27 protein-coding genes and 1 tRNA gene are annotated in these 24,502 nt (G+C 67.2%); 11 read left to right on the forward strand and 17 right to left on the reverse strand.

Translation table 11 applies throughout. The features are described from left to right. Nucleotides 1–196 precede the first annotated feature (196 nt). The gene (locus tag ACXAD2_RS08755; RefSeq protein WP_475169104.1) at nucleotides 197–673 is read right to left on the reverse strand and encodes a DUF2938 domain-containing protein; all 477 of its coding nucleotides are present in this window, start codon (nucleotides 671–673) and stop codon (nucleotides 197–199) included. Nucleotides 674–1,067: 394 nt separating this feature from the next. On the opposite strand from ACXAD2_RS08755, the gene ACXAD2_RS08760 reads away from it, so the two are divergent. Further along, nucleotides 1,068–1,274 (forward strand): cold-shock protein, encoded by a 207-nt coding sequence (locus ACXAD2_RS08760; protein WP_066104551.1) that lies wholly within the window; start codon nucleotides 1,068–1,070, stop codon nucleotides 1,272–1,274. Between the two features lie 113 nt (nucleotides 1,275–1,387). Here the strand turns inward: ACXAD2_RS08760 and ACXAD2_RS08765 are convergent, their stop codons facing one another. From ACXAD2_RS08765 to ACXAD2_RS08800, 8 genes are all read right to left on the reverse strand, one after another. Beyond that, nucleotides 1,388–1,546 (reverse strand): hypothetical protein, encoded by a 159-nt coding sequence (locus tag ACXAD2_RS08765; RefSeq protein ID WP_475169106.1) that lies wholly within the window; start codon nucleotides 1,544–1,546, stop codon nucleotides 1,388–1,390. Between the two features lie 106 nt (nucleotides 1,547–1,652). Then, entirely contained in the window at nucleotides 1,653–2,258 is a 606-nt protein-coding gene (locus tag ACXAD2_RS08770) for a CDP-alcohol phosphatidyltransferase family protein (RefSeq protein ID WP_475169107.1), read from the reverse strand. Between the two features lie 61 nt (nucleotides 2,259–2,319). Next, the gene (locus ACXAD2_RS08775; protein ID WP_475169108.1) at nucleotides 2,320–3,018 is read right to left on the reverse strand and encodes a glycosyltransferase family 2 protein; all 699 of its coding nucleotides are present in this window, start codon (nucleotides 3,016–3,018) and stop codon (nucleotides 2,320–2,322) included. Then, nucleotides 3,015–3,599: a DedA family protein gene (locus ACXAD2_RS08780; RefSeq protein WP_475169111.1), complete on the reverse strand. Its 585-nt coding sequence runs from the start codon at nucleotides 3,597–3,599 to the stop codon at nucleotides 3,015–3,017. The genes ACXAD2_RS08775 and ACXAD2_RS08780 overlap by 4 nt, the downstream gene beginning before the upstream one ends. Before the next feature lie 4 nt (nucleotides 3,600–3,603). Continuing rightward, entirely contained in the window at nucleotides 3,604–4,737 is a 1,134-nt protein-coding gene (locus tag ACXAD2_RS08785; RefSeq protein WP_475169112.1) for a ceramide glucosyltransferase, read from the reverse strand. After that, on the reverse strand, nucleotides 4,737–5,576 hold the full coding sequence (locus ACXAD2_RS08790; RefSeq protein WP_475169113.1) for a UDP-2,3-diacylglucosamine diphosphatase: 840 nt from the start codon (nucleotides 5,574–5,576) through the stop codon (nucleotides 4,737–4,739). Before ACXAD2_RS08790 ends, ACXAD2_RS08785 begins: the two co-directional genes overlap by 1 nt. Before the next feature lie 465 nt (nucleotides 5,577–6,041). Further along, nucleotides 6,042–6,117 (reverse strand) — tRNA-Trp (locus ACXAD2_RS08795). A 125-nt stretch (nucleotides 6,118–6,242) separates the two neighbouring features. Beyond that, the gene (locus ACXAD2_RS08800; RefSeq protein ID WP_066104532.1) at nucleotides 6,243–6,434 is read right to left on the reverse strand and encodes a hypothetical protein; all 192 of its coding nucleotides are present in this window, start codon (nucleotides 6,432–6,434) and stop codon (nucleotides 6,243–6,245) included. A 213-nt stretch (nucleotides 6,435–6,647) separates the two neighbouring features. Here ACXAD2_RS08800 and ACXAD2_RS08805 point away from each other — a divergent pair, with 213 nt between their 5' ends. Together ACXAD2_RS08805 and ACXAD2_RS08810 are read left to right on the forward strand one after the other, a co-directional pair. Further along, nucleotides 6,648–7,265, forward strand: a complete 618-nt coding sequence (locus tag ACXAD2_RS08805) for an alpha/beta hydrolase (RefSeq protein ID WP_475169115.1) — start codon at nucleotides 6,648–6,650, stop codon at nucleotides 7,263–7,265. A gap of 66 nt (nucleotides 7,266–7,331) precedes the next feature. Further along, nucleotides 7,332–7,775 (forward strand): PPC domain-containing DNA-binding protein, encoded by a 444-nt coding sequence (locus ACXAD2_RS08810; protein ID WP_164182219.1) that lies wholly within the window; start codon nucleotides 7,332–7,334, stop codon nucleotides 7,773–7,775. 90 nt (nucleotides 7,776–7,865) lie between these two features. On the opposite strand, the gene ACXAD2_RS08815 is transcribed toward ACXAD2_RS08810, so the two are convergent. Further along, nucleotides 7,866–8,636, reverse strand: coding sequence for a sulfite exporter TauE/SafE family protein (locus tag ACXAD2_RS08815; protein WP_475169117.1), 771 nt, complete (start codon nucleotides 8,634–8,636; stop codon nucleotides 7,866–7,868). A gap of 145 nt (nucleotides 8,637–8,781) precedes the next feature. On the opposite strand from ACXAD2_RS08815, the gene ACXAD2_RS08820 reads away from it, so the two are divergent. The 3 genes from ACXAD2_RS08820 to ACXAD2_RS08830 all read left to right on the forward strand — a co-directional run bounded on the left by ACXAD2_RS08820 (nucleotide 8,782) and on the right by ACXAD2_RS08830 (nucleotide 11,569). Beyond that, complete coding sequence (locus ACXAD2_RS08820) at nucleotides 8,782–10,470, forward strand: acyl-CoA dehydrogenase family protein (protein ID WP_475169119.1); 1,689 nt, start codon at nucleotides 8,782–8,784, stop codon at nucleotides 10,468–10,470. A 246-nt stretch (nucleotides 10,471–10,716) separates the two neighbouring features. After that, nucleotides 10,717–11,058 (forward strand): carboxymuconolactone decarboxylase family protein, encoded by a 342-nt coding sequence (locus ACXAD2_RS08825; RefSeq protein ID WP_066104517.1) that lies wholly within the window; start codon nucleotides 10,717–10,719, stop codon nucleotides 11,056–11,058. 61 nt (nucleotides 11,059–11,119) lie between these two features. Then, entirely contained in the window at nucleotides 11,120–11,569 is a 450-nt protein-coding gene (locus ACXAD2_RS08830) for an EF-hand domain-containing protein (RefSeq protein WP_475169123.1), read from the forward strand. 85 nt (nucleotides 11,570–11,654) lie between these two features. Here the strand turns inward: ACXAD2_RS08830 and pheT are convergent, their stop codons facing one another. From pheT to ACXAD2_RS08855, 5 genes are all read right to left on the reverse strand, one after another. After that, nucleotides 11,655–14,051 carry a phenylalanine--tRNA ligase subunit beta gene (pheT, locus tag ACXAD2_RS08835; protein ID WP_475169125.1) on the reverse strand — a complete coding sequence of 799 codons (2,397 nt, stop codon included), beginning with the start codon at nucleotides 14,049–14,051 and terminating at the stop codon, nucleotides 11,655–11,657. 258 nt (nucleotides 14,052–14,309) lie between these two features. Then, complete coding sequence (locus ACXAD2_RS08840; protein WP_475169126.1) at nucleotides 14,310–14,915, reverse strand: malonic semialdehyde reductase; 606 nt, start codon at nucleotides 14,913–14,915, stop codon at nucleotides 14,310–14,312. A gap of 21 nt (nucleotides 14,916–14,936) precedes the next feature. Continuing rightward, nucleotides 14,937–16,295 (reverse strand): amidase, encoded by a 1,359-nt coding sequence (locus ACXAD2_RS08845; protein WP_475169128.1) that lies wholly within the window; start codon nucleotides 16,293–16,295, stop codon nucleotides 14,937–14,939. Beyond that, entirely contained in the window at nucleotides 16,292–16,492 is a 201-nt protein-coding gene (locus ACXAD2_RS08850) for a hypothetical protein (protein ID WP_066104504.1), read from the reverse strand. Before ACXAD2_RS08850 ends, ACXAD2_RS08845 begins: the two co-directional genes overlap by 4 nt. 522 nt (nucleotides 16,493–17,014) lie before the next feature. Beyond that, nucleotides 17,015–18,253, reverse strand: a complete 1,239-nt coding sequence (locus tag ACXAD2_RS08855; protein WP_475169129.1) for an MFS transporter — start codon at nucleotides 18,251–18,253, stop codon at nucleotides 17,015–17,017. Nucleotides 18,254–18,365: 112 nt separating this feature from the next. On the opposite strand from ACXAD2_RS08855, the gene ACXAD2_RS08860 reads away from it, so the two are divergent. The 5 genes from ACXAD2_RS08860 to ACXAD2_RS08880 all read left to right on the forward strand — a co-directional run bounded on the left by ACXAD2_RS08860 (nucleotide 18,366) and on the right by ACXAD2_RS08880 (nucleotide 22,932). Next, on the forward strand, nucleotides 18,366–19,139 hold the full coding sequence (locus ACXAD2_RS08860) for a GntR family transcriptional regulator (protein ID WP_475169131.1): 774 nt from the start codon (nucleotides 18,366–18,368) through the stop codon (nucleotides 19,137–19,139). 191 nt (nucleotides 19,140–19,330) lie between these two features. Beyond that, nucleotides 19,331–20,410 carry a pyrimidine utilization protein A gene (gene rutA, locus ACXAD2_RS08865; RefSeq protein WP_066104497.1) on the forward strand — a complete coding sequence of 360 codons (1,080 nt, stop codon included), beginning with the start codon at nucleotides 19,331–19,333 and terminating at the stop codon, nucleotides 20,408–20,410. A 91-nt stretch (nucleotides 20,411–20,501) separates the two neighbouring features. Continuing rightward, the gene (locus ACXAD2_RS08870) at nucleotides 20,502–21,788 is read left to right on the forward strand and encodes an amidase (protein ID WP_475169134.1); all 1,287 of its coding nucleotides are present in this window, start codon (nucleotides 20,502–20,504) and stop codon (nucleotides 21,786–21,788) included. Further along, nucleotides 21,788–22,279 carry a flavin reductase family protein gene (locus ACXAD2_RS08875; RefSeq protein ID WP_475169136.1) on the forward strand — a complete coding sequence of 164 codons (492 nt, stop codon included), beginning with the start codon at nucleotides 21,788–21,790 and terminating at the stop codon, nucleotides 22,277–22,279. Before ACXAD2_RS08870 ends, ACXAD2_RS08875 begins: the two co-directional genes overlap by 1 nt. Before the next feature lie 2 nt (nucleotides 22,280–22,281). After that, nucleotides 22,282–22,932, forward strand: coding sequence for an isochorismatase family protein (locus ACXAD2_RS08880; RefSeq protein WP_475169139.1), 651 nt, complete (start codon nucleotides 22,282–22,284; stop codon nucleotides 22,930–22,932). A 75-nt stretch (nucleotides 22,933–23,007) separates the two neighbouring features. On the opposite strand, the gene ACXAD2_RS08885 is transcribed toward ACXAD2_RS08880, so the two are convergent. Together ACXAD2_RS08885 and ACXAD2_RS08890 are read right to left on the reverse strand one after the other, a co-directional pair. Further along, nucleotides 23,008–23,880, reverse strand: a complete 873-nt coding sequence (locus tag ACXAD2_RS08885; protein WP_475169141.1) for an MBL fold metallo-hydrolase — start codon at nucleotides 23,878–23,880, stop codon at nucleotides 23,008–23,010. Next, on the reverse strand, nucleotides 23,877–24,440 hold the full coding sequence (locus ACXAD2_RS08890; protein ID WP_475169144.1) for a MarR family winged helix-turn-helix transcriptional regulator: 564 nt from the start codon (nucleotides 24,438–24,440) through the stop codon (nucleotides 23,877–23,879). Before ACXAD2_RS08890 ends, ACXAD2_RS08885 begins: the two co-directional genes overlap by 4 nt. Between the last annotated feature and the right edge of the window lie 62 nt (nucleotides 24,441–24,502).

Raw genomic sequence — 24,502 nt, forward strand, 5'->3', positions numbered from 1 at the left:
GGCGCGTGGATCATTAGGTGCCCGCTCGCGGAAGATGCGGCGAAGCGCCAGGCCTTCCGCGAAACACACGCATAGACCTCAAGAGTTCAAAATGAGCACGCAGTCCGCACAGAAGCAGCGCCAGTCGGCACCGAAGAAACGGGATCCCGAGCCAGAACCCACGTTCCGCTTTACCGACTGGGCGATGATCTGACGCTCAGGTGGCGATCAATGCCACCGCATACATGCCCAGACCAAAGACGGTATGGGCGATGAGACCAAGCGCCCGCCCCTTCCAGGGGGTGGGCGTTTTCGACAGCGCCCAGCCCAGCCCCATGCCCGGATGCAGCAAGAACCATCCCGCCGCGATGGTGATCAGCGCGAAGGCCCAGAGCGGCGCCCATGTGGGCGCTTCCAGCCAGCCCTTCCCCGCAAGCAGCACGAAGAGCACGCCGTAGATGGCCCCCACCACATAGTGGAAGGCCCAGCCGATGGCGCTTTCGCCCGGCACCGGTTCGGCGGCGTTTATATCGTCGTGGAAGACCTTGCCGCGCGCCACATGCGCGACCCAGCGGCCAGGGTTGCGCCATGCCGGACGCGGATAGCCCAGCACGAGATGCAGGCAGAGCGCCCAGAGGTCCATGGCCACGGTGCCGCCCAGCCCCATGGCGATCCCGATCATCAGTTGCTGCATCGATGGTCTCCCTGTTTCGCCTAGAGGTGCCGCAAGGGCAGCCGCGCCGCAAGCCCCCTCCCGGCCCCGTCCCAGCCCTGTCCCGGCCCCATCCTGCCCACTAAGAGGCGTGGGCCGATCTGACCGGCGCGCTGCGTCCCTGCAAGGCACCGGCGATCCTTCGCCAAACGCCGTGTGTAAATCCCGATTATCTTCAGCGCCTGAAGGCCGGGGCCCTCCCGGAAGTGGCCGAATCCCCTTGAAATTAGAGAATTGCCATGTAACGCTTGAGGCCGCTTAGGCTTCTATTCGACGACCCAGTTCCGACCCGGCACGCAGTCTATCGATACAGACGTTTCTACGCCGGGCTGCCGCAGTTCCGTGGGCAGCACAAGACAGGAAAGGGGTTTAACCCATGGCAACTGGCACCGTGAAGTGGTTCAACACCACCAAGGGCTACGGCTTCATCGCACCCGATGGCGGCTCCAAGGACGTTTTCGTGCACATCTCGGCTGTTGAGCGTTCGGGCCTGACCGGCCTCGCCGACAACCAGAAAGTAACCTACGAGCTGCAAGCCGGCCGTGACGGTCGCGAAAGCGCCGTGAACATCCAGCTCGCCTGAGCATCGGATTTCGCGGGGGACCTCCCCCGCACAGGAAAGGGGCGGCCCGTTTGGGACCGCCCCTTTTTCATGTTTGATATACCTGCTTTGATATACCTGCGCCGTGTCGGGCGTCAGACGCGCCGCTTCACCTCCCGCAGCGCCCGTTCGGCCAGCCGCAGCTTCTGGCTGTGGCTGCGCTTCACCGGACGGCGGCGCACGGGTCGGTTGCTGTGATGGGTGCTCGCAGCATAGCTCTTGGCGCCACGGCGAATGATGTTTGCAAAGGACATGGGTTCCTCCGGGTTTCGTCCAATGCCCCTCCCGGGGCTTGCAGGACAAACCCGCGCGCCGCCTGCAAGGTTCCCTGCCCCGAGCCGCAAGGCGATCCCCCGCCGATCAGCGGAACAGCCGCCATCCGGCAAATATCCGGGTCGCCGTGGTGATCGCGCAGGCCGCCGCAAAGATGCAGGCCAGCGGCGCGAAGGCACCCGGCCAGAGGCAGATCGCCGCCAGAAAGACGATGGTCTCGGCGCCTTCGGTGAGCCCGCCAAGGTAGTAGATGCCCTTTGAGGGGTACTCCTCCGCCGTCATCCCGCGCCGCTCGGCGATCAGCGAGAAGGCGAGGAAGGACGAGCCGGTGCCAATGAAGCTGGCGATCACCAAGGCCGCTGCGAGCGCGTTGGCCTCGGGATCGGCGAGCGCAAAGCCCAGCGGGAAGAGCGCGTAGAACAGAAAATCCAGCGCAATGTCGAGAAAGGCGCCCCGGTCGCTCGGCCCGGCCATACGCGCCACCTCGCCATCCAAGCCGTCTGCGAGACGGTTCGCCGCGAGCCCCACCAGCGCCAGTGCCGGAAGCCCAAGCGCCGCCGCCCCGGCCCCGGCGAGGCCAAAGCCAAAGCCCGCCAGCGTGATCCAATCGGCCTTTATCCCGGCGGCATAAAGCTTGCGGGCGACGGGGTGTAGCAGGCGGCGCTGCAGCGGCAGGAGAAAGGCATCAATCATCGGCGCAGTCTTGGGCTGCCTGCCCGGCGCGATCAAGGGGGCTGTGACGCGAGATCGGCGCTCAGACCCGCCGGGCGCGCAGCGCCAGCACCTGCCGCAGCGTCTCGGTGGGCGGCACGGTGCGGAAAATATCCCCCAGCATCGCCACATCGGCGCGCAGCCCGGCGATCCAGCCGCCGCGCTTGTCGTGCTTATAGGGGCTTTCCACCTCGGGCCAGCGCACCACGGCCACGCGCAGCCCCGCGTCGATCCACAGCCGGTTCATGAACACCTCGAGCCCGAAGCGCGGCAGCGCCTCGAGCGCTGCCAGTTGCGAGGCCAGAACCGCGCGCGGCATCACCCGCTCGCCTGAGATATAGTCGATGCCGATCATCCGCCACAGCAGCGGCGCGTTGCGGCGCAGGCTGATCGCCGCCCCGGCATGGCCCTGCAGTACGGGGGTGGCCAAGGCCGACAGATGCTCTGGCCCCAGCCCCAGCAGATCGCTGTCCAGAAGCAGCACATGCTGCCCGCGCGCCTCGGCGATGCCGCGCGCGACGGCGCGTGTCTTGCCGCCGTTGTGGGGCTGACGCAGCACCCGCAGATGCCCATGCCCCTGCCCCGCCGCCTCGGCGGCCTCGGCAGTGCCATCGCCAGAGCCGTCGTCGACCACCACGACCTCTCCGATCAGCGGATGGTCCAGCACCGCCTGCAGCACCCCGCCGATGCGCGGCGCCTCGTTATAGGCGGGGATGATGCAGCTGAGCGCGATCTCGGTCATTTCTTCACTCCCACCTTCAGCCCGCGGCGCAGCCCCCAGCCCACGGCGAAAAGCACCAGCCCGCCCAGAAGCACCAGCGAGGCGCGGGCGATCCAATTGTCGATCTGGCTGTAGGCCGAGCCCAGCGTGTAGCCGAGCGCCACGAAGAACAGGCTTTTGGGGATGGTCGCCAGCGTGTTGACCCAGAAGAAGCGCCACAGCGACATGCGCGCCATGCCCGCGGCCACAAGGATCGGCGCGCCGGCGCTATGGGTGATCTTGCCGACCACCAGCGTGCGCCCGCCCTTGTGGTGAAAATGCCCCGCCAGCGCCGCCAGACGCGCCCGGTTCAGCCCCATCTTCATCAGCCAGCGCTGCGGCAGCCGGGTCAGCCCCCAGCGCCCGATGCCGTAATAGAGCACGTCGCCAACCACATCGGCGACGATCACCACCAGCGTCACGCTCCAGATGTCCAGCAGGCCGCGGCTCGCTAGCCACGCAGCGATCACCGTGACGATCGGCCCTTCGAGCATGGCGATGGGGGCGAGGATCGCCAGCCCCTCCTTGGCGATGAGGGCGGTTACCGTTTCCAGTCCGATCAAGGTCTTACTCCGCAGGCCCCGCAGCCGAGGAGGGTGTGCTGCCGGGAGCCATATCCGTTCCGCGCCAGGAGATTCCGCGCCCCGCCCATGTGGCCACCCAGATCGCCGGAAGCAAGAGGTCGCGCATCAGCATGGCCGCGACATCCCGCGCGCCGGCAGGCCAGCCCGCCACTTTGCACAGGGTCCATTCCGCACCGTACCACAGGATCAGAAGCACCGGCAGCGCCCACAGCGGCGCCACCCCAAGGCTGATCACGCCGATAAGGCCCAGCAGCGCCAGCAGCGGCCCCTGCGCGATCTCACCGATGAAAAGCCCCGGAAACCCGTCGCGCCGCACCCGCGACCAGCGCAGCTGCCGGTCCCAGACCGTGCGCGCGGCCCGGCTGCCGATGGGCTGCGAGAACAGCCGCTGAGACAGCCGCACCTTCAGTCCCTGTGCGCGCACCAGCTTGGTCGCGGCGACGTCTTCGGCGAGGTTGCGCCCCAGCGCCCGCAGCCCGCCGCCCGCCTCCAGCACATCGCGTCGCCAGAACAGCGTCTTGCCCTGCGCAAAGCCCAGCCCAAGGCTGTCCGCCGCCAGTTGCCAGCGCCCCTGCGAGCTGTTGAGGAACGCGCATTCCACCGCGCCCCAGAAGTTTTCAGGTCGGCTGCCCGCAGGCGGAGCCGAGACCAGCCCGGTGCCCTCGCGCCATGTCGCCACAAGCCGCGTCAGATAATCGCGGTCAAGCAGCAGGTTGCTGTCGGTCATCACCAGATGCTCGCTACGTGCCGCCGCGACCCCTTTGAAGAGGTTGTTGAGCTTGGGGTTGCCGGTCTGCGCCACGTCGCCGATCAGCAGTTGCGCCTGCACCTGCGGATGCGCCGCGATCAGCCGCCGCACCAGCGGCACCGCGGCGTCCTGTTCTCGCGCGGCGCAGAAGATCACCTCATAGCTCGGGTAGTCCTGCACGAAGGACGAGGCGAGCGTCTCTTCGTCAAAGGCATCGAGCCCGCAGACCGGGCGGATAAGCGACACGAACGGCAGATCCGCCTGCGCAGGTCTCTGCTCGGGCCCCACATAACGTGCGCCCGCCAGCACCGCGCTCAGCAGGTGGATCGCCAGCGGCACAAGCACCAGAAGTAGCAGCAGCGTCAGCATCACATCGCCCCCTCGGCCAAGGCGCCTTTTTCGGGTGTGGCCTCGGCGGCACGGGCGGGCAGCGGGCGCGGCAGCGCCGCCGCCGGGGCGCGCTCATAGCTCACCAGTTGCAGCCGCCCGTCGAAATCCTCGGCCAGCGCGGTGAGGCTGTCGACCCAGTCGCCGCAGTTGGCATAGGCGATGCCGCTGCGCAGGCGCACGCCCGGCTTGTGCGAATGACCGCAGATCACCCCGCGCGCACCGGCCGCCTCGGCCAGCCGCGTGAGTTTGCGCTCAAACCCGTCACCCATCGCCAAGAGGCCGTTGGCCCAGGCAAAGACCCGGTCCACAAAGCTCTGCTCCCATTCGGTCAGCCCCGCGCGGCGACGCAGATAGGCGTCGAGCTGGCGCAGCGAGGCGTCGATGCGGCTGCCGAGCCGGGTCATGAAGTGCCAGCGCAGAATCCGCGGATCGCATTGATCCCCATGCAGCACGAGATAGCGCCGCCCGTCTGCGCCGTGGTGGATCACCGCCTCACGCAGCTCCCAGCCCTCGATGGCCGCACCGGGCGCGCGCATCTTGGCGTCATGGTTGCCGGGCAGATAGACCACCCGCGTCCCGTCCTTCGCCCGGCTCCGCAGCTCGGCCATGATCTGATCATGTGCCGCCGCCCAATGCAGCCGCCCGCCGTGCCACAGATCGAAGATGTCGCCGACGAGATAGATGGTCTCGGCCTCGACCCCGCGCAGAAACTCGAGGATCGGCCCCGACCGACAGGCACGCGCGCCGAGATGGAGGTCGGAAATGAACAAGCTGCGGTACGAGGTGCGGGCAATCTTGCCTGCGGAAAAGGTCGGCATCCGGGCATGTTCCTTCACTGTTCGCCCGCCTTATGGCGAATCGATGTATCGCCAATGTGACGAGGCACTGACGAGAACGCGCAGCCACCGCGACCGGTTCCTCACACAAGGAAAACTGTTTTGTGATTTCCAGCCCTTACCGCGGATTGCGCCGGATGCGACAAAGCGCCGAAAGGCGCCGCGGAGCGCGGGAAAAGAGGGCCGGGGCCGCGGGCTGGCAACGCGCATGTCGGTGTCTCGGAAATCAAGATCTCGGTAGAATTCGTAAAATATCGTCTCGCCCTGACCTTAGGGCAATTCCCGCAAGAGGCGAAACATGTTTTCCCAAGGCAGCTTACATTGGCGGAAAGCCGACCGATCGGCCTCGCCAGACAGAGCGAAGGACGCAAACAGATGCGCCGCGCGAACCATGTCAGAAATCTCGGAAAGAGTGGTGACCAACCCGGCCCTCTGGGCGGTGGTACGTGGCAGGGGCAGCAGGGTTCGAACCCGCGACCTACGGTTTTGGAGACCGTCGCTCTACCAGCTGAGCTATACCCCTACTGTGTTGCGCTCTCTAGAAGGTTCTGAAGGCGTGGTCAACCGGATATCTCCCAGAAATCCGGCTTCCGTTGCGCAGACTGCGGGAGCCCGCGATATCCCTTCGCCAGAGCCCTCCGCGCAGCGCTATTTCCCATCCGCCGGAGGCTCATAGGCGATCAGCAGCTTATAGGCGCAGATCGCCCCCAGCCCCAGAAAAACCACCGCCCAGCCCGGCCCGCCGATGGCGATCTCCAAAAGCCCCCAGCCGAGGCAGACCGCGGTGATCGCCACGCGCAGCCAGAGCGGACGGAAAAACGGGTGTGAAAAGTCGAACATGCGCCTGAACCGCCGGGTGTGCCCCGGCCCTCCTCCTGTGGTACCGCCCCTCCTAGCAGCATCGCGCCGCGCAGGCACCCTGCAACCTTGCGACGCGCGCCGCCAGACCCTGCGCCTGCGAACAGGCCCCCCGCGATGGCGCGCAGGGCGGCGGGGCGACAGCGGCGCCGCGCGCCCCTATCTTCTTTCAAGCAACAATCTCGGACACGCGCCATGACCACTGCCGCCTTCGCCCATCACCTGCACCGCCCCGACGCCGCGGATGGCTCCGCGCTGCTGCTCTTGCATGGCACCGGCGGCACAGAGACCGATCTCATCCCGCTGGGGCAGATGCTGGCACCGCGGGCCACGCTTCTGGGTCTGCGCGGCCGCGCCACCGACGAGGGGGTGACCCGCTGGTTCCGGCGGCTGGAAATGGCGCGCTTCGATCAGGCGCAGATCCGTAGCGAGGCGCAGGCCTTCGCCGAGGCCCTGCCCGCGCTGCTGCAGCACGAGCGGATCGACCCGGCGCGCCTCACCGTGCTGGGCTATTCCAACGGCGCCAATTTCGCCGCGGCGCTCATGGCGCTGCACCCCAAGCTGCTGCGGCGCGCGATCCTTTTGCGCCCGATGCTGGTGCTGGAAGAGCCGCCCGAGCCGGATCTGTCGCATCTCGAAGTGCTGACACTCGCCGGTGAGGCCGATCCCTATGGCCGCTACGCCCCGGCGCTCAATGACTGGCTGGAGCGTTGCGGCGCGGCGCTCGACGCCCGCCTGCTGCCCGCCGGGCATGGTCTCGGACAGGGCGATCTCGCCGCGGCCTCGGACTGGCTGGCCAAACGCGCGAACTGACGCCGAAGCGCGACAGGTCTTGCGATGGGCGTAGGAGATCGCCCCGGCCTGTGTCACTCTTGGCGTATGAGCCCCGAAACCCCGCAGTCCGCAGATCTCAAAACCCTATGGCCCGGCGCGGCAACTCGCTTCCTCGCGCTGCGCCTGCTGCCCGGCGATGATCTGCGCGCCGCCCTGCAGGCGGCATTCGCGGCCGAGCGCGAGCATGCGGGGTTCGTCGTCGCCTGCGTCGGAAGCCTCTCCAAAGTCGCCCTGCGCCCCGCCGGAAAGGACAGCGCGATGCTGCTGGAGGTGACGCTCGAGATCGTCTCACTGTCGGGCACCTTCTCGAAGGACGGCCCGCATCTGCATATCTCGGTGTCGGATTCGCGCGGCCAGATGCTCGGCGGGCATCTGCTCGAAGGCTCCATCGTGCGCACCACCGCCGAGGTGATCCTCGGCCTCGCCCCGGTGCATTTCCGCCGCGCGCCCGACCCGCGCACCGGCTACCCCGAGCTGTTCTTCGACTGACCGGCTTGACCGAACCGGGCCCTTCTTCTCTTTGAAAATACGCCGGGGTGAATGCCCGCAGGGCAGAGGGGCAGCGCCCCTCATCCGCCCTCAGCCAAAGAACGCCCGCCGCAGCAGGTTCAGCGCCGCCACCAGCAGCACGATCAGGGTGATCCGCCGGAACATCGCCTGATCGATCCGGTCATGCACGCGGCGGCCCAGCCACATGCCCCCCAGCGCCGGGATCAGCAGCGCCGCCGAGAAGGGCGCGGTCTGCGCGTTAAACACCCCCGAGAGCGTATGCGCGGCGGTCAGCGAGATCGCCCCTAGCCCATAGGCCACGCCCTGCACGCGGATCTGATCGCGCTTTTCGGTGCCGATCGCCGTCAGATAGGCCACGAAGGGCGGCCCCCAGACCCCCGACATGCCGCCGATGAACCCGGCCACCGCGCCCACCGTCGCCTCGAGCCTCGGGGTCGAGCCGTTCGGCAGGTTCGGCCGCCATCCGGCCAGCTGCATCAGGCAAAAGAGCGCCACCGGCCCGCCGATCATCGCCAGCAGCACCTGCGACGGCAGCACCCGCACCAGCTGCGCCGAGAGCGCCAGCATCACGAAGGCCACGATCAGAAAGACCTTGAAGCGTTTCACCGTCTCCCAGGCCGCGCGCGGCCCCTCGCCGAAGGCCTGAAAGGCGTTGGTCGCCAGCGTCGGCAGGATTAGCCCTGCAAGCGCCAGTTCGGGACCGACCACCGATCCCAGCCCCGAGATCATGATCATCGGCATGGCAAAGCCCACCATGCCCTTCACCGTGCCCGCCAGTGCTGCGACAGCGAAGGCGAGGGCAAAGGTCTGCGGTGATACGAGAGAGAAAAGCGCGTCCATAAGTGGCTCATATCACGGGCGCTTCGCCGCGACAGCCCCGAACGATAGGGTAATATTAAGTCGCATGATTTTATCACAGGGTATTTTTGTTGCGCTGCGACTGCAAAATCGCTATCCCCTCTCTGGCACGAGGAGGAGATGATTCATGGCGCATGACGGACAGGGTGACATGCTGAAGGACGGCACGATTCTGGACGATCTTCTGGGGCTCACCGGCGCGGCGTTGGCCCCGGTGGAACAGATCTTTGAAGAGGCCCGCAGCGCCCTGCGCGCCCTGACCGAGGAAGACGGCCGCGTCTCCGGTCGGCTGATCGAGGAAAACCAGTTCGCGGCCCATGGTCTGGCATGGCTCGCCACCTACGCCGAGTCGCTGCGGCAGTTGCACGGCTGGGCCGAGCGCATGGCCGCCGAGGGCACCTTCGGCGAGATCGAACAGCTGCTTCTGCAGATCGGCTTTGGCGAATACCTCAGCCAGATCGCCGGGGGCATCCAGATGAATCAGGGCGAGATGGTGCGCCTCAGCGATCTCGGACTGCCCGTCTCCGCCGCCGCGCCGCTGATGACCGGCGCCGCCGGAACCCTCGCCGCGCGCGGCAACAGCCAGAGCGCCCGCACGCGCCTTGTCGAACTGATGCAAGAGCGCGCCGCCGAGATCACCGTGGGCCGCACCGGGCTCGACGACGAGCTAGAGATGATCCGCGAGCAGTTCCGCCGTTACGCCGTGGAAAAGGTCGAGCCGCACGCACATGAATGGCACCTCAAGGATGATTACATCCCCATGGAGGTGATCGAGGAACTGGCCGAGATGGGGGTCTTTGGCCTTACCATCCCCGAGGAACACGGCGGCTTTGGCCTCAGCAAGGCCTCCATGTGCGTGGTCTCCGAGGAACTCTCGCGCGGCTATATCGGCGTCGGCTCGCTTGGCACCCGGTCCGAGATCGCCGCCGAGCTGATCATCGCAGGCGGCACCGAAGAGCAAAAGGCGAAATGGCTGCCCCGCATCGCCAGCGGCGAGACGCTGCCCACCGCGGTCTTTACCGAGCCCAACACCGGCTCGGACCTCGGCTCGCTGCGCACCCGCGCGGTGAAGGACGAGAGCGGCGATTACACCATCACCGGCAACAAGACGTGGATCACCCATGCCGCCCGCGCCCATGTAATGACGCTGCTCGCCCGCACCGATCCGGGCAGCGACAACTATAAGGGCCTGTCGATGTTCCTCGCCGAAAAGACCCCCGGCGACGACGAGACCCCCTTCCCCACCCCCGGCATGACCGGCGGCGAGATTGAAGTGCTGGGCTATCGCGGCATGAAGGAGTTCGAACTCGGTTTTGACGGCTTCAAGGTGAAGGGCGAGAACCTGCTCGGCGGCGAAGAGGGCAAAGGCTTCAAGCAACTCATGGAGACCTTCGAGAGCGCCCGCATCCAGACCGCCGCCCGCGCCATCGGCGTGGCGCAATCGGCGCTCGACGTGGGGATGCGCTATGCGCAAGAGCGCAAGCAGTTCGGCAAGCCGCTGATCGCCTTCCCGCGCGTTTCGGGCAAGCTGGCGATGATGGCGGTGGAGATCATGATCGCCCGCCAGCTCACCTATTTCTCGGCCCGTGAGAAAGACGAGGGCATCCGCTGCGACCTCGAGGCGGGGATGGCGAAACTGCTCGGCGCGCGCGTGGCTTGGGCCAATGCCGACAACGCGCTGCAAATCCACGGCGGCAACGGCTTCGCGCTGGAGTATTCGATCAGCCGCATCCTGTGCGACGCCCGCATCCTCAACATCTTCGAGGGTGCAGCCGAGATCCAGGCGCAAGTGATTGCACGTCGCCTGCTTGGGTGACGATGTCGCGACCCCTCCGGGGGAGGGGTCGCCTCGGCTGCACGCCGAGATTCAGGCGCAAGTGATCGCGCGCCGCCTGCTCGGCTGACCCCGGCCATATCGGACCACCGGCAAGGCCCCGCCCAGCGGGGCCTTTTTGCCCTGCGCGCCACGCAATCCGGCTACCCTGCTCTTGTCTGATCTGCATCAAGGCTGCGCCGCCGCCATCATGGTCTGGAGGGGTGAAATACATTCCAGGAGACTGATATGTCCTACAAGGAACAACTCGCCGACAAACGCCGCGAACTGCGCGAACTGCGCAAGGCCATCCCCGACACATTCGCCGGTTTCGTCGAGATGGAAAAGGCCGCCTCCGCCGAGGCCGCGCTGGACCACAAGCAAAAGGAATATGTGGCGCTTGGCATCGGCATCGCCATCCGCTGCGATTCCTGCATCCTCAGCCACGTCAGCGCGCTGGTCCGGCTCGGCGCCACCCGCGAAGAGATCGCCGACGTCTGCGGCATGGCGATCCAGATGGGCGGCGGGCCGGGCCTGATGTATGCCGCCAAGGCGCTGGCCGCCTATGATGAGTTCACCGCCGAAGGCTAAGCCCGCGACGGAATGCTCTGCGCGCTGCGTATCAGAGGGGCACAGGCAGAAAGGACGCCCGATGAACCCTCTGATCGCAGCAGCAGCCGCCCTTCTCGTTTCCACCACCGCCCTCGCGGCCCAACCGCAGGGGGCCGCCCAAGGCGGTCCGGGCGGTGACCCCATCACGCAGATGGACGCCAATGGCGACGGCAGGGTCACCCTCGCCGAGGCCGAGGCACAGAGCGCGCGCATGTTCGCCCGGCTCGACGCCAATCGCGACGGCAGGCTCTCGCAGGACGAAGCCCGCCCGCGCGGCCCGCGCCAAGGCGCGGCCAATCGCCCCGCCCCGCGCGACGGTGCGCCTGCGGGCCGGCCCGGCGGTCCGCGCATGGACAGCAACGGCGATGGCGTGATCACGCAGCCCGAATTCACCGGCGGCGCGCGGCAGATGTTCAAGCGCATGGATCGCAACGGCGATGGTGTGCTGAGCGGCGCCGAGATGACCCCGCCCAAGCGCCCGGGAAACTAGGCCGCATCCCGCCAGCCCCCCTGCGCAAACAAAAAGGCCCCGGCGGATCGCTCCACCGGGGCCTTTGATCTCTCAGAGCCAGAGGTCAGCCGCGCAGCGCGCCGCCGGTGGCCTTTTCGACCTTGGCGACGATCTTGGCCGCCACCTCTTCGATGTCCTTTTCCTTCAGCGTCTTGTCGCTGGGCTGCAGGCGCACGGTGATGGCGAGCGACTTCTTGCCCTCGCCGAGGCTGCCGCCGATGAACTCGTCGAACACGCGGACCTCTTCGATCAGCGCCTTGTCGGCACCCGCGGCGGCATTCACCAGATCGAGCGAGGCCACTTCCGCATCCACCACGAAGGCAAAGTCACGCTCGACCGCCTGCAGATCGTTCTGCGCCAGCGCCGGGCGGGCCGCATCGGTCTTGCGCGGCAGCGGGATCTCCTGCGGGTAGAGCGTGAACGCCACGACGGGGCCTTTCACGTCCATCTCCTGCAGCACCTTGGGGTGCAACTCGCCGAAGACGCCCAGCACCTTCTTGGGGCCGAGGCAGAGCTTGCCGTGACGGCCCGGATGCCACCATTCCTCGGCGCCGCGCAGGATCTGCATCTTTGCCGGGGCTCCCATGGCCGCCAGCAGCGCCTCGGCATCGGCCTTGGCATCGAACACATCCACCGGGCGCGAGGCGCCATGCACGTCCTTCGGACCGGTGCGCCCGACAAGGATGCCGGTCACCTGCGTCGCCTGCTCGCCCGGCTCGCCACCCGCGAAGGCCGGACCGCATTCAAAGAGCGCCATATCCGCAAAGCCGCGCGCCTGATTGCGCGAGGCCGCCTGCAGCAGCCCCGGCAGCAGCGAGGGGCGCATGTGGCTCATCTCCGAGCTGATCGGGTTGGCCAGCATCGTCGCATCGGTGCCGCCGCCGAACATCTCGGCCGCCGCCTGATCGATGAAGCTGTAGGTCACGCACTCGTTGTAGCCCAGTTCCGCCGTGGTGCGGCGGGCCACCTGCTCGCGCTTCTGCATCGGCGAGAGGATCGGCTTCGGCACGCCCGGCTGCGCGCGGCGCATGGGCTGCGGCTGCAGCTTGGTCAGCGAGGCGACGCGGGCCACCTCTTCCACCAGATCCGCCTCGCCCATCACGTCGGGACGCCAGCTCGGCACCGAGGCCATGTCGCCCTCGAGCGTGAAGCCCAGAGCGGTCAGCGTGGCGCGCTGCTCCTGTGCCGGGATCTCCATGCCGACGAGGCTGATCACCCGGTCGGTGTCGAGCTTATAGGCGCGGCTCACATCGGGGATGGCGCCAGCCACGATCACCTCGGAGGCCTCACCGCCCGCGATCTCGAGGATCATCGCGGTCGCCGCCTCGATGCCCGGCGCCACCGAGGCCGGGTCGATGCCACGCTCAAAGCGGTAACGGGCGTCGGAATTGATCTTCAGCGCGCGGCCCGTGTAGGCGGTGCGGACGGTCTCGAAATAGGCCGCCTCGAGGAACACATCCACGGTCTCGTCCGAAACGCCGGTAGGCTCGCCGCCCATGACGCCGCCAAGGCTTTCGACGGTGTCGCCGGCCGAGATCACAATCATGCCCGGCTCGAGCGTGTAGGTCCGCTCGTCCAGCGCCTCCAGCGTCTCGCCGCCCTTGGCACGGTGCACGCGCAGGTCGCCCTGCACCTTGCCCGCGTCAAAGACGTGCAGCGGGCGGTTGCGGTCGAAAGTGAAATAGTTGGTCACATCGACGAGGAAGCTGATCGGGCGCAGGCCGATGGCCTTCAGCCGGTCCTGCAGCCACTCCGGCGACGGGCCGTTCTTCACGCCGCGGATGACGCGGCCATAGAACACCGGGCAATCGTCCAGCGTGTCTTCGTCGATCGTCACGTTGATCGGCGAGGCGAAACTGCCGGGCACGGTGACCTCGGGCAGCGCCTTCAGCGTGCCAAGACCGCGCGCCGCAAGATCGCGGGCGATGCCATGCACACCCAGCGCGTCGGGCCGGTTCGGGGTGATGGCGATCTCGATCACCGGGTCGACCTTGGCCGGATCGTTCGCCGCCAGCCAGTCGATGAACCGCTCGCCGACCTCGCCCGAGGGCAGCTCGATGATGCCGTCATGTTCCTCGGACAGCTCCATCTCGCGCTCGGAGCACATCATGCCGAAGCTCTCGATGCCGCGGATCTTGCCGACCTGGATGGTGGTGTCGATGCCGGGCACATAGGTGCCGGGCGTGGCCACGACAACAGTGATCCCCTCGCGCGCGTTGGGCGCGCCGCAGATGATCTGGCTCTCGCCCGCATCGGTCATCACCGTGCAGACGCGCAGCTTGTCGGCGTCAGGGTGTTTCTCGGCCTTGACCACCTTGCCGATTTTGAAATCGGACAGGCGCTCGGCGGGGTTTTCGACCCCTTCGACCTCGAGCCCCAGATCGGTCAGTGCTTCGGTGATCTCGTCCACCGTGGCGGAGGTGTCGAGGTGGTCTTTCAACCAGGAAAGCGTGAATTTCATCTCTCGGCCCGGCTTGGTTTCGCTTGGGTCCGGTCCTTAGCGGAATGAGGCGGAAGGGGAAAGGGGGTTGGCCTCAGCGCGGGGCGTGCGCGGCCTCTGTGCTATCCCAAGGGGCGAAAGGGGCGCTGCCCCCTCGCCGCTGCGCGGCTCACCCCCGGCGTATTTTTAAAGAGAAGAAGCGCAGAGGTGGCACAGAAAAAGACTGGGGGGTTCCGGCCCCCGCGACGCCGCGCGGGCCGGAAGTGAATTGTCTGCGGCTCAGACGATCTTGCAGGCGTCTTCCATCTTCAGGCGCGGCAGGCGGTCGAACACTTTCGACGGCTCGCCATAGCCGAGGTTGATCATGAAGTTCACCTTCCACGTGGTGCCCGCAAGGAAGGCCTCCTCGACCGCCGCCGGATCGAAGCCGGACATCGGGCCGCAGTCGAGCCCCAGCGCGCGCGCGGCCAGCATCAGGTAAGCGCCCTGCAGCGAGGAGTTGCGGAAGGCGGTGTCGTTGATCATCGCCTCGGATCCGGTGAACCACGGCTTGGCATCGGCGTGGGGGAAGAGCTCGCCCAGCTTTTCGTAAAATTCGATGTCGTGGCAGACGATCACCGTGACCGGCGCGGTCATGGTCTTCTCGCGGTTGCCGCTGGACATGGCCGGGCTGAGCTTTTCCTTGGCGTCTTTGCTGCGCACGAAAACGAAGCGCGCCGGCGCACAGTTCGCCGAGGTCGGGCCCATCTTGGTCAGGTCATAGAGCTTTTCGAGGATCTCCTCGGGGATGTCCTTGTCCTGCCACGCGTTCTGCGAGCGGGCCTCGAGGAACAGCGTGTCGAGGGCGGCGGCGTCGAGCGCGCCGGGGAGTGCGATATCTTTCATCAATTTATGCCTTTCGAGCGGTCATGCGGGTTCGGCCACCGCGCCCTGCATCTGCGGGCGGGCGACCTCGAAGGTCTGTGCGAGGTCGGCGATCAGATCCTCGGAGCCGCGCGGCCCCATGATCTGCACGCTGAGCGGCCCGTCCGAGGTCCATGCCACGGGCAGGGTCAGAACCGGAAGCCCAAGGATCGAGCCGGGACGGGTGAAGCCGGTCATGCCCGAGATCATCCGGGCGATCTCGGCCCCCTGCGCATGCACCAGCGCCTCGGCCTGCGGCGCCACATCGGCAAGGCCGGGCAGCACGATCAGATCTGCAGCGCCGAAGATCTCGGCCTCGGTGCGGGCCATGGCGATCTCGCGGACCTGCCGGGCGCGCAGATAGGCCTGCGCCGGAATGCCCGCCGCCTGCGCCAGCCGCGCGCGCACCTGCGTGCCATAGGTCTCGGGCGTGTCGCGCAGCCGGTCGGCATGCACCGTCGCGGCCTCGGAGATGGCGATGACATTCGCCGGTTCGGTCAGATCCGAAAAGAACCCCATGTCGAGCGAGACGGTCTCATGCCCCTGCCCGCCAAGCGCGGCGCGCAGTTCGGCCATGGCGGCGCGCATCCGCTCCGAGGCGCCCTCGACGAAGCCGCCGCGGTCAAAGCCGATGCGCAGGCGGCCGGGGTCCTGGGCGGTGGCGCGGGTGCGCCCGCCGGAGATCACCGACAGCACGCGCCGGGCGCAATCGACGCTGGCGGCAAGCGGGCCGACGGTGTCCTGCGTCCAGCTCAGCGGCATGGCCCCGGTCAGCGGCACCACGCCAAGGCCGGGCTTGAAGCCGACGACGCCATTGCAGGCGGCGGGCACACGGATCGAGCCGCCGGTGTCCGAGCCGAGCGCCGCCGGCACCAGCCCCATCCCCACCGCGACACCCGAGCCGCTGGAGGACCCGCCGGGCACGCCGCCGGGCACCGCCGGGTTCTCGGGCATGCCGTGGTGATGGTTCTGCCCGGTCGGGCCCATGGCGAACTCGGACATCTGCAGCCGCCCGAAATCCACCGCGCCCGCAGCGTCGAGCCGGTCGAGCACCGCCGCGGTGCCCTGCGCGGTCTTGCGCGCCGAGGGATGACCGCCACAACCGACGGTCGAGCCCTTGCGGTCGAACATGTCCTTATGCGCCATAGGCACCCCATGCAGCGGTCCCAGCGGGGCGCCGTCGCGGCGGGCGAGATCGGCGGCGCGGGCCTGCTGATAGGCGCGTTCCCATTCGAGCCGCTGGAACGGCGAGAGTGTGCCGCGCGCGGCGATGCGCGCCTGCAGATCCTCGAGCAGCGCGACCGAGGTGGTCTCACCCCGGTCCAGCCGCCCCAGAAGCTCGGCGATGGTGATCAGCGTCATGCCCCGCCCTCCGCGAAGGGATCGGTGGCCGCCAGCGCGCCGCAGCGCCCCATCGGGCGCAGCGTGCCATTGCCCGGCGGGTCCAGCAGTGGGTTGGCGAAAATGCCGGTCTCGACCCGCGCGCGCTGGTCGCGGGCGATGGCAAGCTCGTCTTCCGAGGGCGCGCGGCCCAGCAGGGCGGTCAGCTCCTGTTCCATGTCAGAGGTCCTTTCCCAGCCGTCGGGATACGGCTGCTCTTGCGGCTGTGCTGGGTGCGGGCGGAGGCAATGGCCAGAGCGGCGCGGGAAAATTTCCGCACGCCGCACCGGCCTGCCAGCGGCGCGGTCAAGCGCTGTGCACCGGTGATGAGAAAATAGACGTTTGCCGGATATGCGCCCCATGTCGCCCCCTGTCCCCGCGGGGACAGCCGTGTCCCACCGGAGCCGCGCCAGAGGTGTCCCCGCGGGGACGGCGTTGCGGTGCGGGTGCCGCAGGGGGTGGAGGGGATTGAGCATGTCTTGTCCGCGGTCTCGGGGCATGGGTCTTAGGGTATGAGTCTCGGGGCATGGGTCCGGATGGCTGCAGGGGGCGGCGTCGCACCACGGCTGCCATCCCTATTGTCCGGACTAATGCAGAAACTCTGTCAACAAGTCCGCCGCGTTCTCGGCGCTGCCAGCGCCTCAGAGGCGCGGCTTAGCCCGAAAATTCATCACTCGCTTGCCGTGCTGCGAGAGCCGCGCCTAGGCCGCCTGCCCGGCCCGCGCCTGCGCGCGCACCTGCCGCCATGAGAGCAGCGCGCCGAGGAAGCCCACCGCGGAAAACAGCGTGAAGCCCAGCCCGTAGTCGCCCACCAGCCCATAGATGAAGGCAAAGCACGACGGGCCGATAATGACCCCGATGAACGTGTAGACCAGCAGCGCGCCGGTGTTGGCCCCCACCTTGCCCTGCGGCGCGGTGCGCGCGGCGGCGGCGAGGAAAACGCCGTTCCAGCCCGAGGCCACGCCGCCAAGCCCGGCCAGAAGGATCACCTGCAGCGCCGCGGGGAACTCGGCGATCCAGTAGAGCGAGAAGAGGATGCCCCCGGCGATCAGCCCGATCAGCGCCAGCGTGCGGAAGCCGCCCAGACGGTCCGCCGCCACCCCCCATGCGACGCGGCCAATCGCGCCCATCAGTTGCGAGGCGGCGGCGACGCTGCCTGCGGCCACCAGCGTCCATCCATGTTCGACCAGCATGACCACGATGAAGGCGGTGGCGATGAGTTGCAGCGCCGAATAGAGCCCTCCGAGCAGGGCGAGCGTCTGCAGCCGCGGGTCCGCGTGGATCGCCTTCTGCTCGCGCAGCATGCGGCGCCAGACCCCCTCGGAGGCGGCACCGCGCTGGATCGGTTCGGGCCGGTCGGTCAGCAGCGACCACAGCAGCAGCAGCGCCGGTGGCAGCGCCGCGAGCACCAGCGCCACGCGCCAGCCCGCCCCAAGCGCCACCGCCAGCGCGGGCAGCAGCACATTGGCCAGCACCGCGCCGAGCGGCACGCCGCTTTGCTTGATCGAAAACACGAGGCTCTGGCTGCGGCGCGGGGTGAACCGGTGCAGGATCACCGAAGAGGCCGGATTGTTGAGCCCATAGCCGATGCCAAACAGCAGCGAGGCAAGCACCATGAGCACCGGCTGGCCGCTCGCCAACATCAGCAGCCCGAGCACGAAAATCGCCAGTTCGAGCCGGATCACCCGCTCGGCGCGCAGGGTCTCGACCACCGCACCGGCAAAGCCCGAGGCGAACATGCCCGAGAAGTAGATCAGGCTGATCTGATAGCCGATCCAATGCGCCCCGATGCCAAGACTTTGCGCGACTTCGGGCGCCAGCGCGGTCAGCGCGAGAATGCTGCCCGTGGCGGCGATCTGCACCAGCGTCATCACCGTCAGAGGCTTGATCCATTGGGTCGGCGCAGCGGGCGCGCCTTGGGTCGACAAGCTGTCGGTCATTCGCGTAAAGTCCGGACTTGATGGGGTGCCAGAGGGCGGAAACTGCGCACCACTAGTAAATAAGTCCGTACTTATTGACAAGATTTTGATCCGCGGGAGGGGAGCAAGCGTCATGAGCGATCTGGACAGCGACCAATTGCCGGGCAGCGCATCACAAGAGGGCAGCACGTCTACGCCGCTCTATTTGCAGGTGGCGCATCGGCTTGAACGGCAGATCGTGTCGGGCGAGCGCGCGGTGGGCAGCCTGCTGCCGCCCGAGGCGGAACTGGCGGTGCAGCTTGGGGTGAGCCGCCACACCGTGCGTCAGGCGATTGCGCAATTGCGCAAGCGTGGAATGCTGGCGGCGCGCAAGGGCGTGGGCACGCGGGTCGAAGCCTCGAAACCCGACTGGCGCGACCGCTTCCGCAACGACAGCCGCGACGATCTTTTCGATTTCGCCAGCCAGAGCGAGTTCTTCATCGAGCAGAAAGAGCGCCGCGAGGTGCGCGGCAAGACCGCCGCCGAGATCGGCTGCCGCCCCGGAAAACGCCTGATCTACATGGCCGGGCCGCGGCATTTCATTGGCGAGCCGACGCCTTTCTGCTGGAACGAGGTCTATCTCGATCCGATTGCGCAAGACGTGGTGGCCGACATGAGCGTGCTGCGCTCGTCGCTGTTTCAGCTTGTGGAGCAGCGCACCGGCGAGCGGATCGAAGAGATCCAGCAGGAGATCCGCGCGGTGGAGATCGACGCCGAGGTCTGCGCCGCCTTGCGCCGCCCTGAGGGCACCATCGGGCTGCGCATCACCCGCCGCTATCTGGCCTCGGGCGGGCGGCTGCTGGAATACGCGATCCAGACCTCGCCCGCGGACTCCTTCGCCTATAGGACGAATCTCTCGGCCGAATAGGCGCCGCCCCACGGCTCGCGCAGCGCCCAAGCGGGTGACAGCGCGGCGCCGGTTTGCCCAGAAAATCACCAGCCGACCGGACAATGCGCAAAAGTCCGGACTTTCCTGCGGTCCCTGCTGGACCTGCGTCGCAATGCCCGGACTAAGTTCGGACATACAAAAAAGACGATACGTCCAGCAGGAGAATTCACATGGATATGGGTGTCTTCATTCCGATCGCCAACAACGGCTGGCTGATCTCCAAGGGCTCGCCACAGTACATGGCGACGTTCGACCTCAACAAACAGGTGGTGCAGAAGGCCGAGAGCTATGGGCTGGAGTTCGCCCTGTCGATGGTCAAGCTGCGCGGCTTCGGCGGCGAGACCGAGTTCTGGGACCACGCGCTGGAAAGCTTTACCCTGATGGCCGGGCTTGCCGCGGTGACCTCGGAGATCAAGCTCTTTGCCTCCACCGCCATCCTGACGCTGCCGCCTGCGATCGTGGCGCGCATGGCCTCGACGATCAGCTCGATCGCGCCGGGCCGCTTCGGCGTCAACATCGTCACCGGTTGGGCCGAGGGCGAATACAGCCAGATGGGCCTGTGGCCGGGCAATGAGTGGTTCGGCTACCGCTATGATTACGCGACCGAATACGTGCAGGTGATGAAGGACCTCTGGGGCACCGGAAGCTCGGACCTCAAGGGCGAGCATTTCACCATGGACGATTGCAAGCTCTCGCCGCCGCCGGCAGGCGATGTCGAGATCGTCGCCGCTGGCATGAGCCCGCGCGGCATGAAGTTCGCCGCCGAATACGCCGATTACAACTTCATCCTCGGCAATGGGATCAACACGCCCACCGCCTTTGAGGAGAACTCGAAGAACCTCGTGGCGGCCAGTAAGGAATCGGGTCGGGACGTGGGCGCCTATGTGCTGTTCATGGTCATCGCCGACGAGACCGACGAAGCGGCTATGGCCAAATGGCAGAAGTACCACGATGAGGCCGATATGGACGCGCTGAAGTGGCTGATCGACCAGTCCAACGTCGATCAGGGCCGCGACGGCACCTCCACCGCCAAGCATATGGCGATCCCCGAGGGCGCGGTGAACTTCAACATGGGCACGCTGGTCGGCTCTTATGCGACGGTCGCCAAGATGCTCGACGAGGCCGCCGAGGTGGAAGGCGTGAAGGGCATCATGATGACCTTCGACGACTTCCTCGAAGGGATCGACACCTTCGGCCAGAAGATCCAGCCGCTGATGCAGTCGCGCAGCCACAAGCTCAAGGCCGCCTGAGCCTGCGGGCTTCATTCAGCTGACTGGCGCGGCCGCCCCTTTGCTCCCCTCTGTGTTTTTGGGGGCGGCCGCACATACCACGGACCACCCGATGACTGACCTTTTCCGGCTCGACGCCACCTCCGCCCGCGCGCTGATGCGCGATGGCCGGTTGACGCCCCGAGACCTGACCCGCGCCTGCCTTGCCCGGATCGCCGAGCGTGACGGCGAGATCCGCGCATGGCTGAGCCTCAACCCGCGCGCCGAAGCAGAGGCGAGGGCCATTGCCGCCTCGGACCCGCGCCCGCTGGCGGGGATCCCTGTCGGCATCAAGGATGTCATCGACACGGCAGACCTGCCGACCACGCACAACTCGCCGCTCTACAGCACCCGCCGCCCCAGCGATGACGCGCCCTGCGTCGAACTGCTGCGCGCGGCGGGGGCGATCATTCTTGGCAAGACCGACACCACCGAGTTCGCCGCCGCCGGGCGCAACGCGGTGACCGGCTGCCCCGCCGATCCGTCGCGCACCGCGGGCGGCTCTTCGGCGGGATCCGCCGCCGCCGTGGCGGATTTCCATGTGCCGCTGGCGCTTGGCACCCAGACCGGCGGCTCGACCATCCGCCCCGCAGCCTTCTGCGGCGTGCCGGCAATGAAGCCAAGCTGGGGGCTGATCTCTGCCGAGGGGGTGAAGCTCTATGCCGCCAGCCTCGACACGGTGGGTCTGTACGCGCGCTCCTATGCTGATCTTGACCTCTTGGGCGAGGTCTACGGTTTCCCCAGCGGAGAGGCGCCCCCTGCCCGGCCCCGGCTGGCGCTGTGCCGCACGCCCTATGCCGACGAGCTGGCCCCCGAGATGCTGGCGCTGCTGGAGGCGCTGCCCGAGCGGCTGGCGTCGCTCGCCGACGTGGACTGGCTCGACCTGCCCGAAGAGATGGCCGATCTCGATGCGCTGCACCGCTGCGTGTTGCTGAGCGAGGGGGCCGCCGCCTTCCGCAACCTGCGCCACCGTGGCCCGCTGGTTCACGATGATTTCATCGCCCGCGCAGATCGCCGCGAAGGCCATAGCGCGCGGCAGATGTTCGAGGCCTACGACCGGCTTGCAGACCACCGCCGCACCTTTGAAACTCTTGCCGCGCCCTTTGACGCGGTGATCGCCCCCTCGGCACCCGGTTTTGCGCCGACAGGCCGCACGCCGGGCAACCCGAAATTCAATGCGCTCTGGACGGCGATGCAACTGCCCTGCATTCATGTTCCAGTAAGCGCGGATCCGCTGCCGCTGGGTGTACAACTGGTGGCAGCGCGCGCGCAGGACCGCCGGCTGATCCGGTTGGCCGCGCAGATCGCACCGGCGATGGCTCTCTCCCGGCCCGCCGCGATGGAAAGAAAGGACGACTGATGGACCCCAATGATTTCAAGAACGGCATGCGCCGGCTCGCCGCCGGTGTCTCGCTGATCACCTGTGAGACGGGTGGCGCGCGGCACGGGCTGATCGCCACCGCCGTGACCTCGCTCAGCGCCGAGCCGCCGAGCCTGCTGATCTGCGTCAACGCCTCTGCCTCGATCCACGAGCATCTGAGCGAAGCCAAGTCCTTCTGCGTGAACGTGCTGTCGCGCGACCAGCAGGACATCGCCACGCGCTTTGCCATGCCCAAGGACCGCGAGACCCGCTTTGAAGTGGGCGAGTGGAGCGAGCTTGAGACCGGCGCCCCGGCGCTGCGCGGCGCGCAGGTGAGCTTTGACTGCCGCCCGGCGCAGAAGAGCAGCTTTGGCACCCATACGATCTTTATCGGCGAGGTGATCGCGGTGACCGACTGGGGCAGCGATTCCGATCCGCTGCTCTACCACGACGGCAAGTTCGAGCATCTGGTCAAGACCGAGGTGGTCTGAACATGAGCGGCGCGGCGGAGAATTATGCAGGTGTCTACGACCGGCAGGTGGGCTTTGGCGCGCGTCCGGCGCTGGTGCTGATCGACTTCGCCCACGCCTATTACGACGAGGCCTGCCCGCTGTTCGCCGGTCCCGGCGCGGTGAACGCGCTGGCGGCGGCGCTGGACCTGCGCGCCGCGGCGCGGGCGGCGGGGGTTCCGGTGGTGCTGACGCGCATGGCGCTGCACCCCAGCGGCATCGACGGCGGGCGGTTCTTTGAAAAGGCCGCCCCGCTGGAAGCCTTTCTGCCGGGCCGCGCCACCGCCGAGTTCGCCGAAGGTCTGGCGCCCGAGGAAGACGAGTTGGTGGTTCCCAAGCAATACCCGTCGGCCTTCTTCGGCACCTCACTTGCCTCGACTCTGCACGCCATGGGCTGCGACAGCGTGATCCTGACGGGGCTGACCACCTCGGGCTGTGTGCGCGCCTCTTGCGTCGATGCCATGAGCCACGGGTTCCGAACGCTGGTGGTGCGCGAGGCCTGCGGCGACCGGCACGAAGGCCCGCATGAGGCCAATCTCTTCGACATGAATGCGAAATACGCCGATGTGATCGGTCTGGACACCTGCCTTGCGGAATTCGAGCGCATGGCGGGCCATGTTGCGGTCAGGGCCTGACGTCCCTAGCAGGGTCTGATCCATTCGGGGACCGGGGCAAACGCCCCGGCACCCCGTTTTTTGATCCGGCGCAGATCAGCGCGGGTCGAAATAGTTGAGCGGGATCTTCAGGTAGCTGCGACCGTTGTCCTCGGGATCGGGCAGACGCCCGCCGCGGATGTTCACCTGCAGCGCCGCCAGCATCAGTTTCGGCAGAGGCAGCGTGCCGTCGCGCTTGTCGCGCACCGCGCGGTACTCCTGCTCGGACGGGTCGTCCTTGAGGTGGATGTTCTTCGCCTTATGCTCGGCCACCGTGGCGCAGCACTGCGCCTCACGCCCCTCGGGGGCGTAGTCGTGCCCCACATAGAGCCGCGTGTCCTCGGGCAGCGAGAGGATCTTCATCAGGCTCTCATAAAGCTGCGCGGAACTGCCACCGGGGAAATCCGCGCGCGAGGTGCCGCTGTCGGGCATCATGAAGGTGTCATGCACAAAGGCCGCATCCCCGGCGACATAGGTGATCGAGGCCAGCGTGTGACCGGGGCTGAAGATCACCTTCACCGGGATCGCGCCGACCGTGAATTCGTCGCCATCGGCAAAGAGCACATCCCATTGCGCGCCGTCGGTCGGCAGATCGGGCAGGTTGTAGATGCCCTGCCAGAGCTTCTGCACGTCCTTCACCTTTTCGCCGATGGCGGTGGTGCCGCCGATCTTCGACTTGATGTAGGGCGCGGCAGAGAAATGATCGGCATGCGGGTGGGTGTCGAGGATATGGGTGATCTCGATCCCGGCCTCCTGCACATAGGCGATGATCGCGTCGGCGTTATGGGTGCGCGTGGCCCCGGCCAGCGGGTCGAAATCCAGCACCGGGTCGACGATGGCGCCCTTCATGCTGCCCGGGTCATGGAAGACATATTGCCAGCTTCCGGTCGGCTCGTCCCAGAAAGTCTTTACGACGGGGCTGATTGTCATTTGGCTTTCCTTCTTCGGCTGTCGGGCGGATCGGTGCCGCCCTTACATATTCGTTGCAGCGAATGTATTGCAAACCAAGCCGAAGTCATCCCCCCGCCTGCGGAAATTTTGTCGCAGTGTTTAACGGGTCGGCTGTCCACCACCTTGCGGGCGAGCGCGATGAACTGCGCCCGCTCTTCTTCGGTCAGCCCGCCAAGGATATCGGGCTGCAACTGCGCCACCAGCGGCGCCACCTCGGCCCGCGCCGCCTCGCCCGCGTCGGTGAGACTGAGGCTGCGGGCGCGGCGGTCTTCTTCGTTGACCTGCCGGGCCACCAGCCCTTTTTGCACCAGCCGTTTGACCACCTCGCCGATGGTCGCCCGGTCATAGGCGATGAGCGCCGCCAGCTTCGCCTGATCAATGCCGGGGTTCTGCGACAGCACGTCGAGCGCGGCATATTGCACCGAGGTCAGCTCTACCGGCGCCGCTTTCATCCGCTCGTGGAACACCGCCGTCGAGCGCTGGTTGAGCCGCCGGATCAGGTGGCCGGGCATCGAGGACAGGTCGTTGCGCTGGGTCAAAGGGTGGGCCTCCAAATATGATATGTATACTTACCATGTTGACTCCAGCCCGGTCCAGCGCT

The sequence above is a fragment of the Salipiger sp. ABN3_019 genome (genome assembly GCF_056158605.1).

Bases quoted from the DNA above. Each gene is read 5' to 3' on its own strand.
- ACXAD2_RS08755 (WP_475169104.1), bottom strand. From the start codon at position 673: ATGCAGCAACTGATGATCGGGATCGCCATGGGGCTGGGCGGCACCGTG.
- ACXAD2_RS08760 (WP_066104551.1), top strand. From the start codon at position 1,068: ATGGCAACTGGCACCGTGAAGTGGTTCAACACCACCAAGGGCTACGGC.
- ACXAD2_RS08765 (WP_475169106.1), bottom strand. From the start codon at position 1,546: ATGTCCTTTGCAAACATCATTCGCCGTGGCGCCAAGAGCTATGCTGCG.
- ACXAD2_RS08770 (WP_475169107.1), bottom strand. From the start codon at position 2,258: ATGATTGATGCCTTTCTCCTGCCGCTGCAGCGCCGCCTGCTACACCCC.
- ACXAD2_RS08775 (WP_475169108.1), bottom strand. From the start codon at position 3,018: ATGACCGAGATCGCGCTCAGCTGCATCATCCCCGCCTATAACGAGGCG.
- ACXAD2_RS08785 (WP_475169112.1), bottom strand. From the start codon at position 4,737: ATGCTGACGCTGCTGCTACTTCTGGTGCTTGTGCCGCTGGCGATCCAC.
- ACXAD2_RS08790 (WP_475169113.1), bottom strand. From the start codon at position 5,576: ATGCCGACCTTTTCCGCAGGCAAGATTGCCCGCACCTCGTACCGCAGC.
- ACXAD2_RS08800 (WP_066104532.1), bottom strand. From the start codon at position 6,434: ATGTTCGACTTTTCACACCCGTTTTTCCGTCCGCTCTGGCTGCGCGTG.
- ACXAD2_RS08805 (WP_475169115.1), top strand. From the start codon at position 6,648: ATGACCACTGCCGCCTTCGCCCATCACCTGCACCGCCCCGACGCCGCG.
- ACXAD2_RS08810 (WP_164182219.1), top strand. From the start codon at position 7,332: ATGAGCCCCGAAACCCCGCAGTCCGCAGATCTCAAAACCCTATGGCCC.
- ACXAD2_RS08815 (WP_475169117.1), bottom strand. From the start codon at position 8,636: ATGGACGCGCTTTTCTCTCTCGTATCACCGCAGACCTTTGCCCTCGCC.
- ACXAD2_RS08820 (WP_475169119.1), top strand. From the start codon at position 8,782: ATGGCGCATGACGGACAGGGTGACATGCTGAAGGACGGCACGATTCTG.
- ACXAD2_RS08825 (WP_066104517.1), top strand. From the start codon at position 10,717: ATGTCCTACAAGGAACAACTCGCCGACAAACGCCGCGAACTGCGCGAA.
- ACXAD2_RS08830 (WP_475169123.1), top strand. From the start codon at position 11,120: ATGAACCCTCTGATCGCAGCAGCAGCCGCCCTTCTCGTTTCCACCACC.
- pheT (WP_475169125.1), bottom strand. From the start codon at position 14,051: ATGAAATTCACGCTTTCCTGGTTGAAAGACCACCTCGACACCTCCGCC.
- ACXAD2_RS08840 (WP_475169126.1), bottom strand. From the start codon at position 14,915: ATGAAAGATATCGCACTCCCCGGCGCGCTCGACGCCGCCGCCCTCGAC.
- ACXAD2_RS08845 (WP_475169128.1), bottom strand. From the start codon at position 16,295: ATGACGCTGATCACCATCGCCGAGCTTCTGGGGCGGCTGGACCGGGGT.
- ACXAD2_RS08850 (WP_066104504.1), bottom strand. From the start codon at position 16,492: ATGGAACAGGAGCTGACCGCCCTGCTGGGCCGCGCGCCCTCGGAAGAC.
- ACXAD2_RS08855 (WP_475169129.1), bottom strand. From the start codon at position 18,253: ATGACCGACAGCTTGTCGACCCAAGGCGCGCCCGCTGCGCCGACCCAA.
- ACXAD2_RS08860 (WP_475169131.1), top strand. From the start codon at position 18,366: ATGAGCGATCTGGACAGCGACCAATTGCCGGGCAGCGCATCACAAGAG.
- rutA (WP_066104497.1), top strand. From the start codon at position 19,331: ATGGATATGGGTGTCTTCATTCCGATCGCCAACAACGGCTGGCTGATC.
- ACXAD2_RS08870 (WP_475169134.1), top strand. From the start codon at position 20,502: ATGACTGACCTTTTCCGGCTCGACGCCACCTCCGCCCGCGCGCTGATG.
- ACXAD2_RS08875 (WP_475169136.1), top strand. From the start codon at position 21,788: ATGGACCCCAATGATTTCAAGAACGGCATGCGCCGGCTCGCCGCCGGT.
- ACXAD2_RS08880 (WP_475169139.1), top strand. From the start codon at position 22,282: ATGAGCGGCGCGGCGGAGAATTATGCAGGTGTCTACGACCGGCAGGTG.
- ACXAD2_RS08885 (WP_475169141.1), bottom strand. From the start codon at position 23,880: ATGACAATCAGCCCCGTCGTAAAGACTTTCTGGGACGAGCCGACCGGA.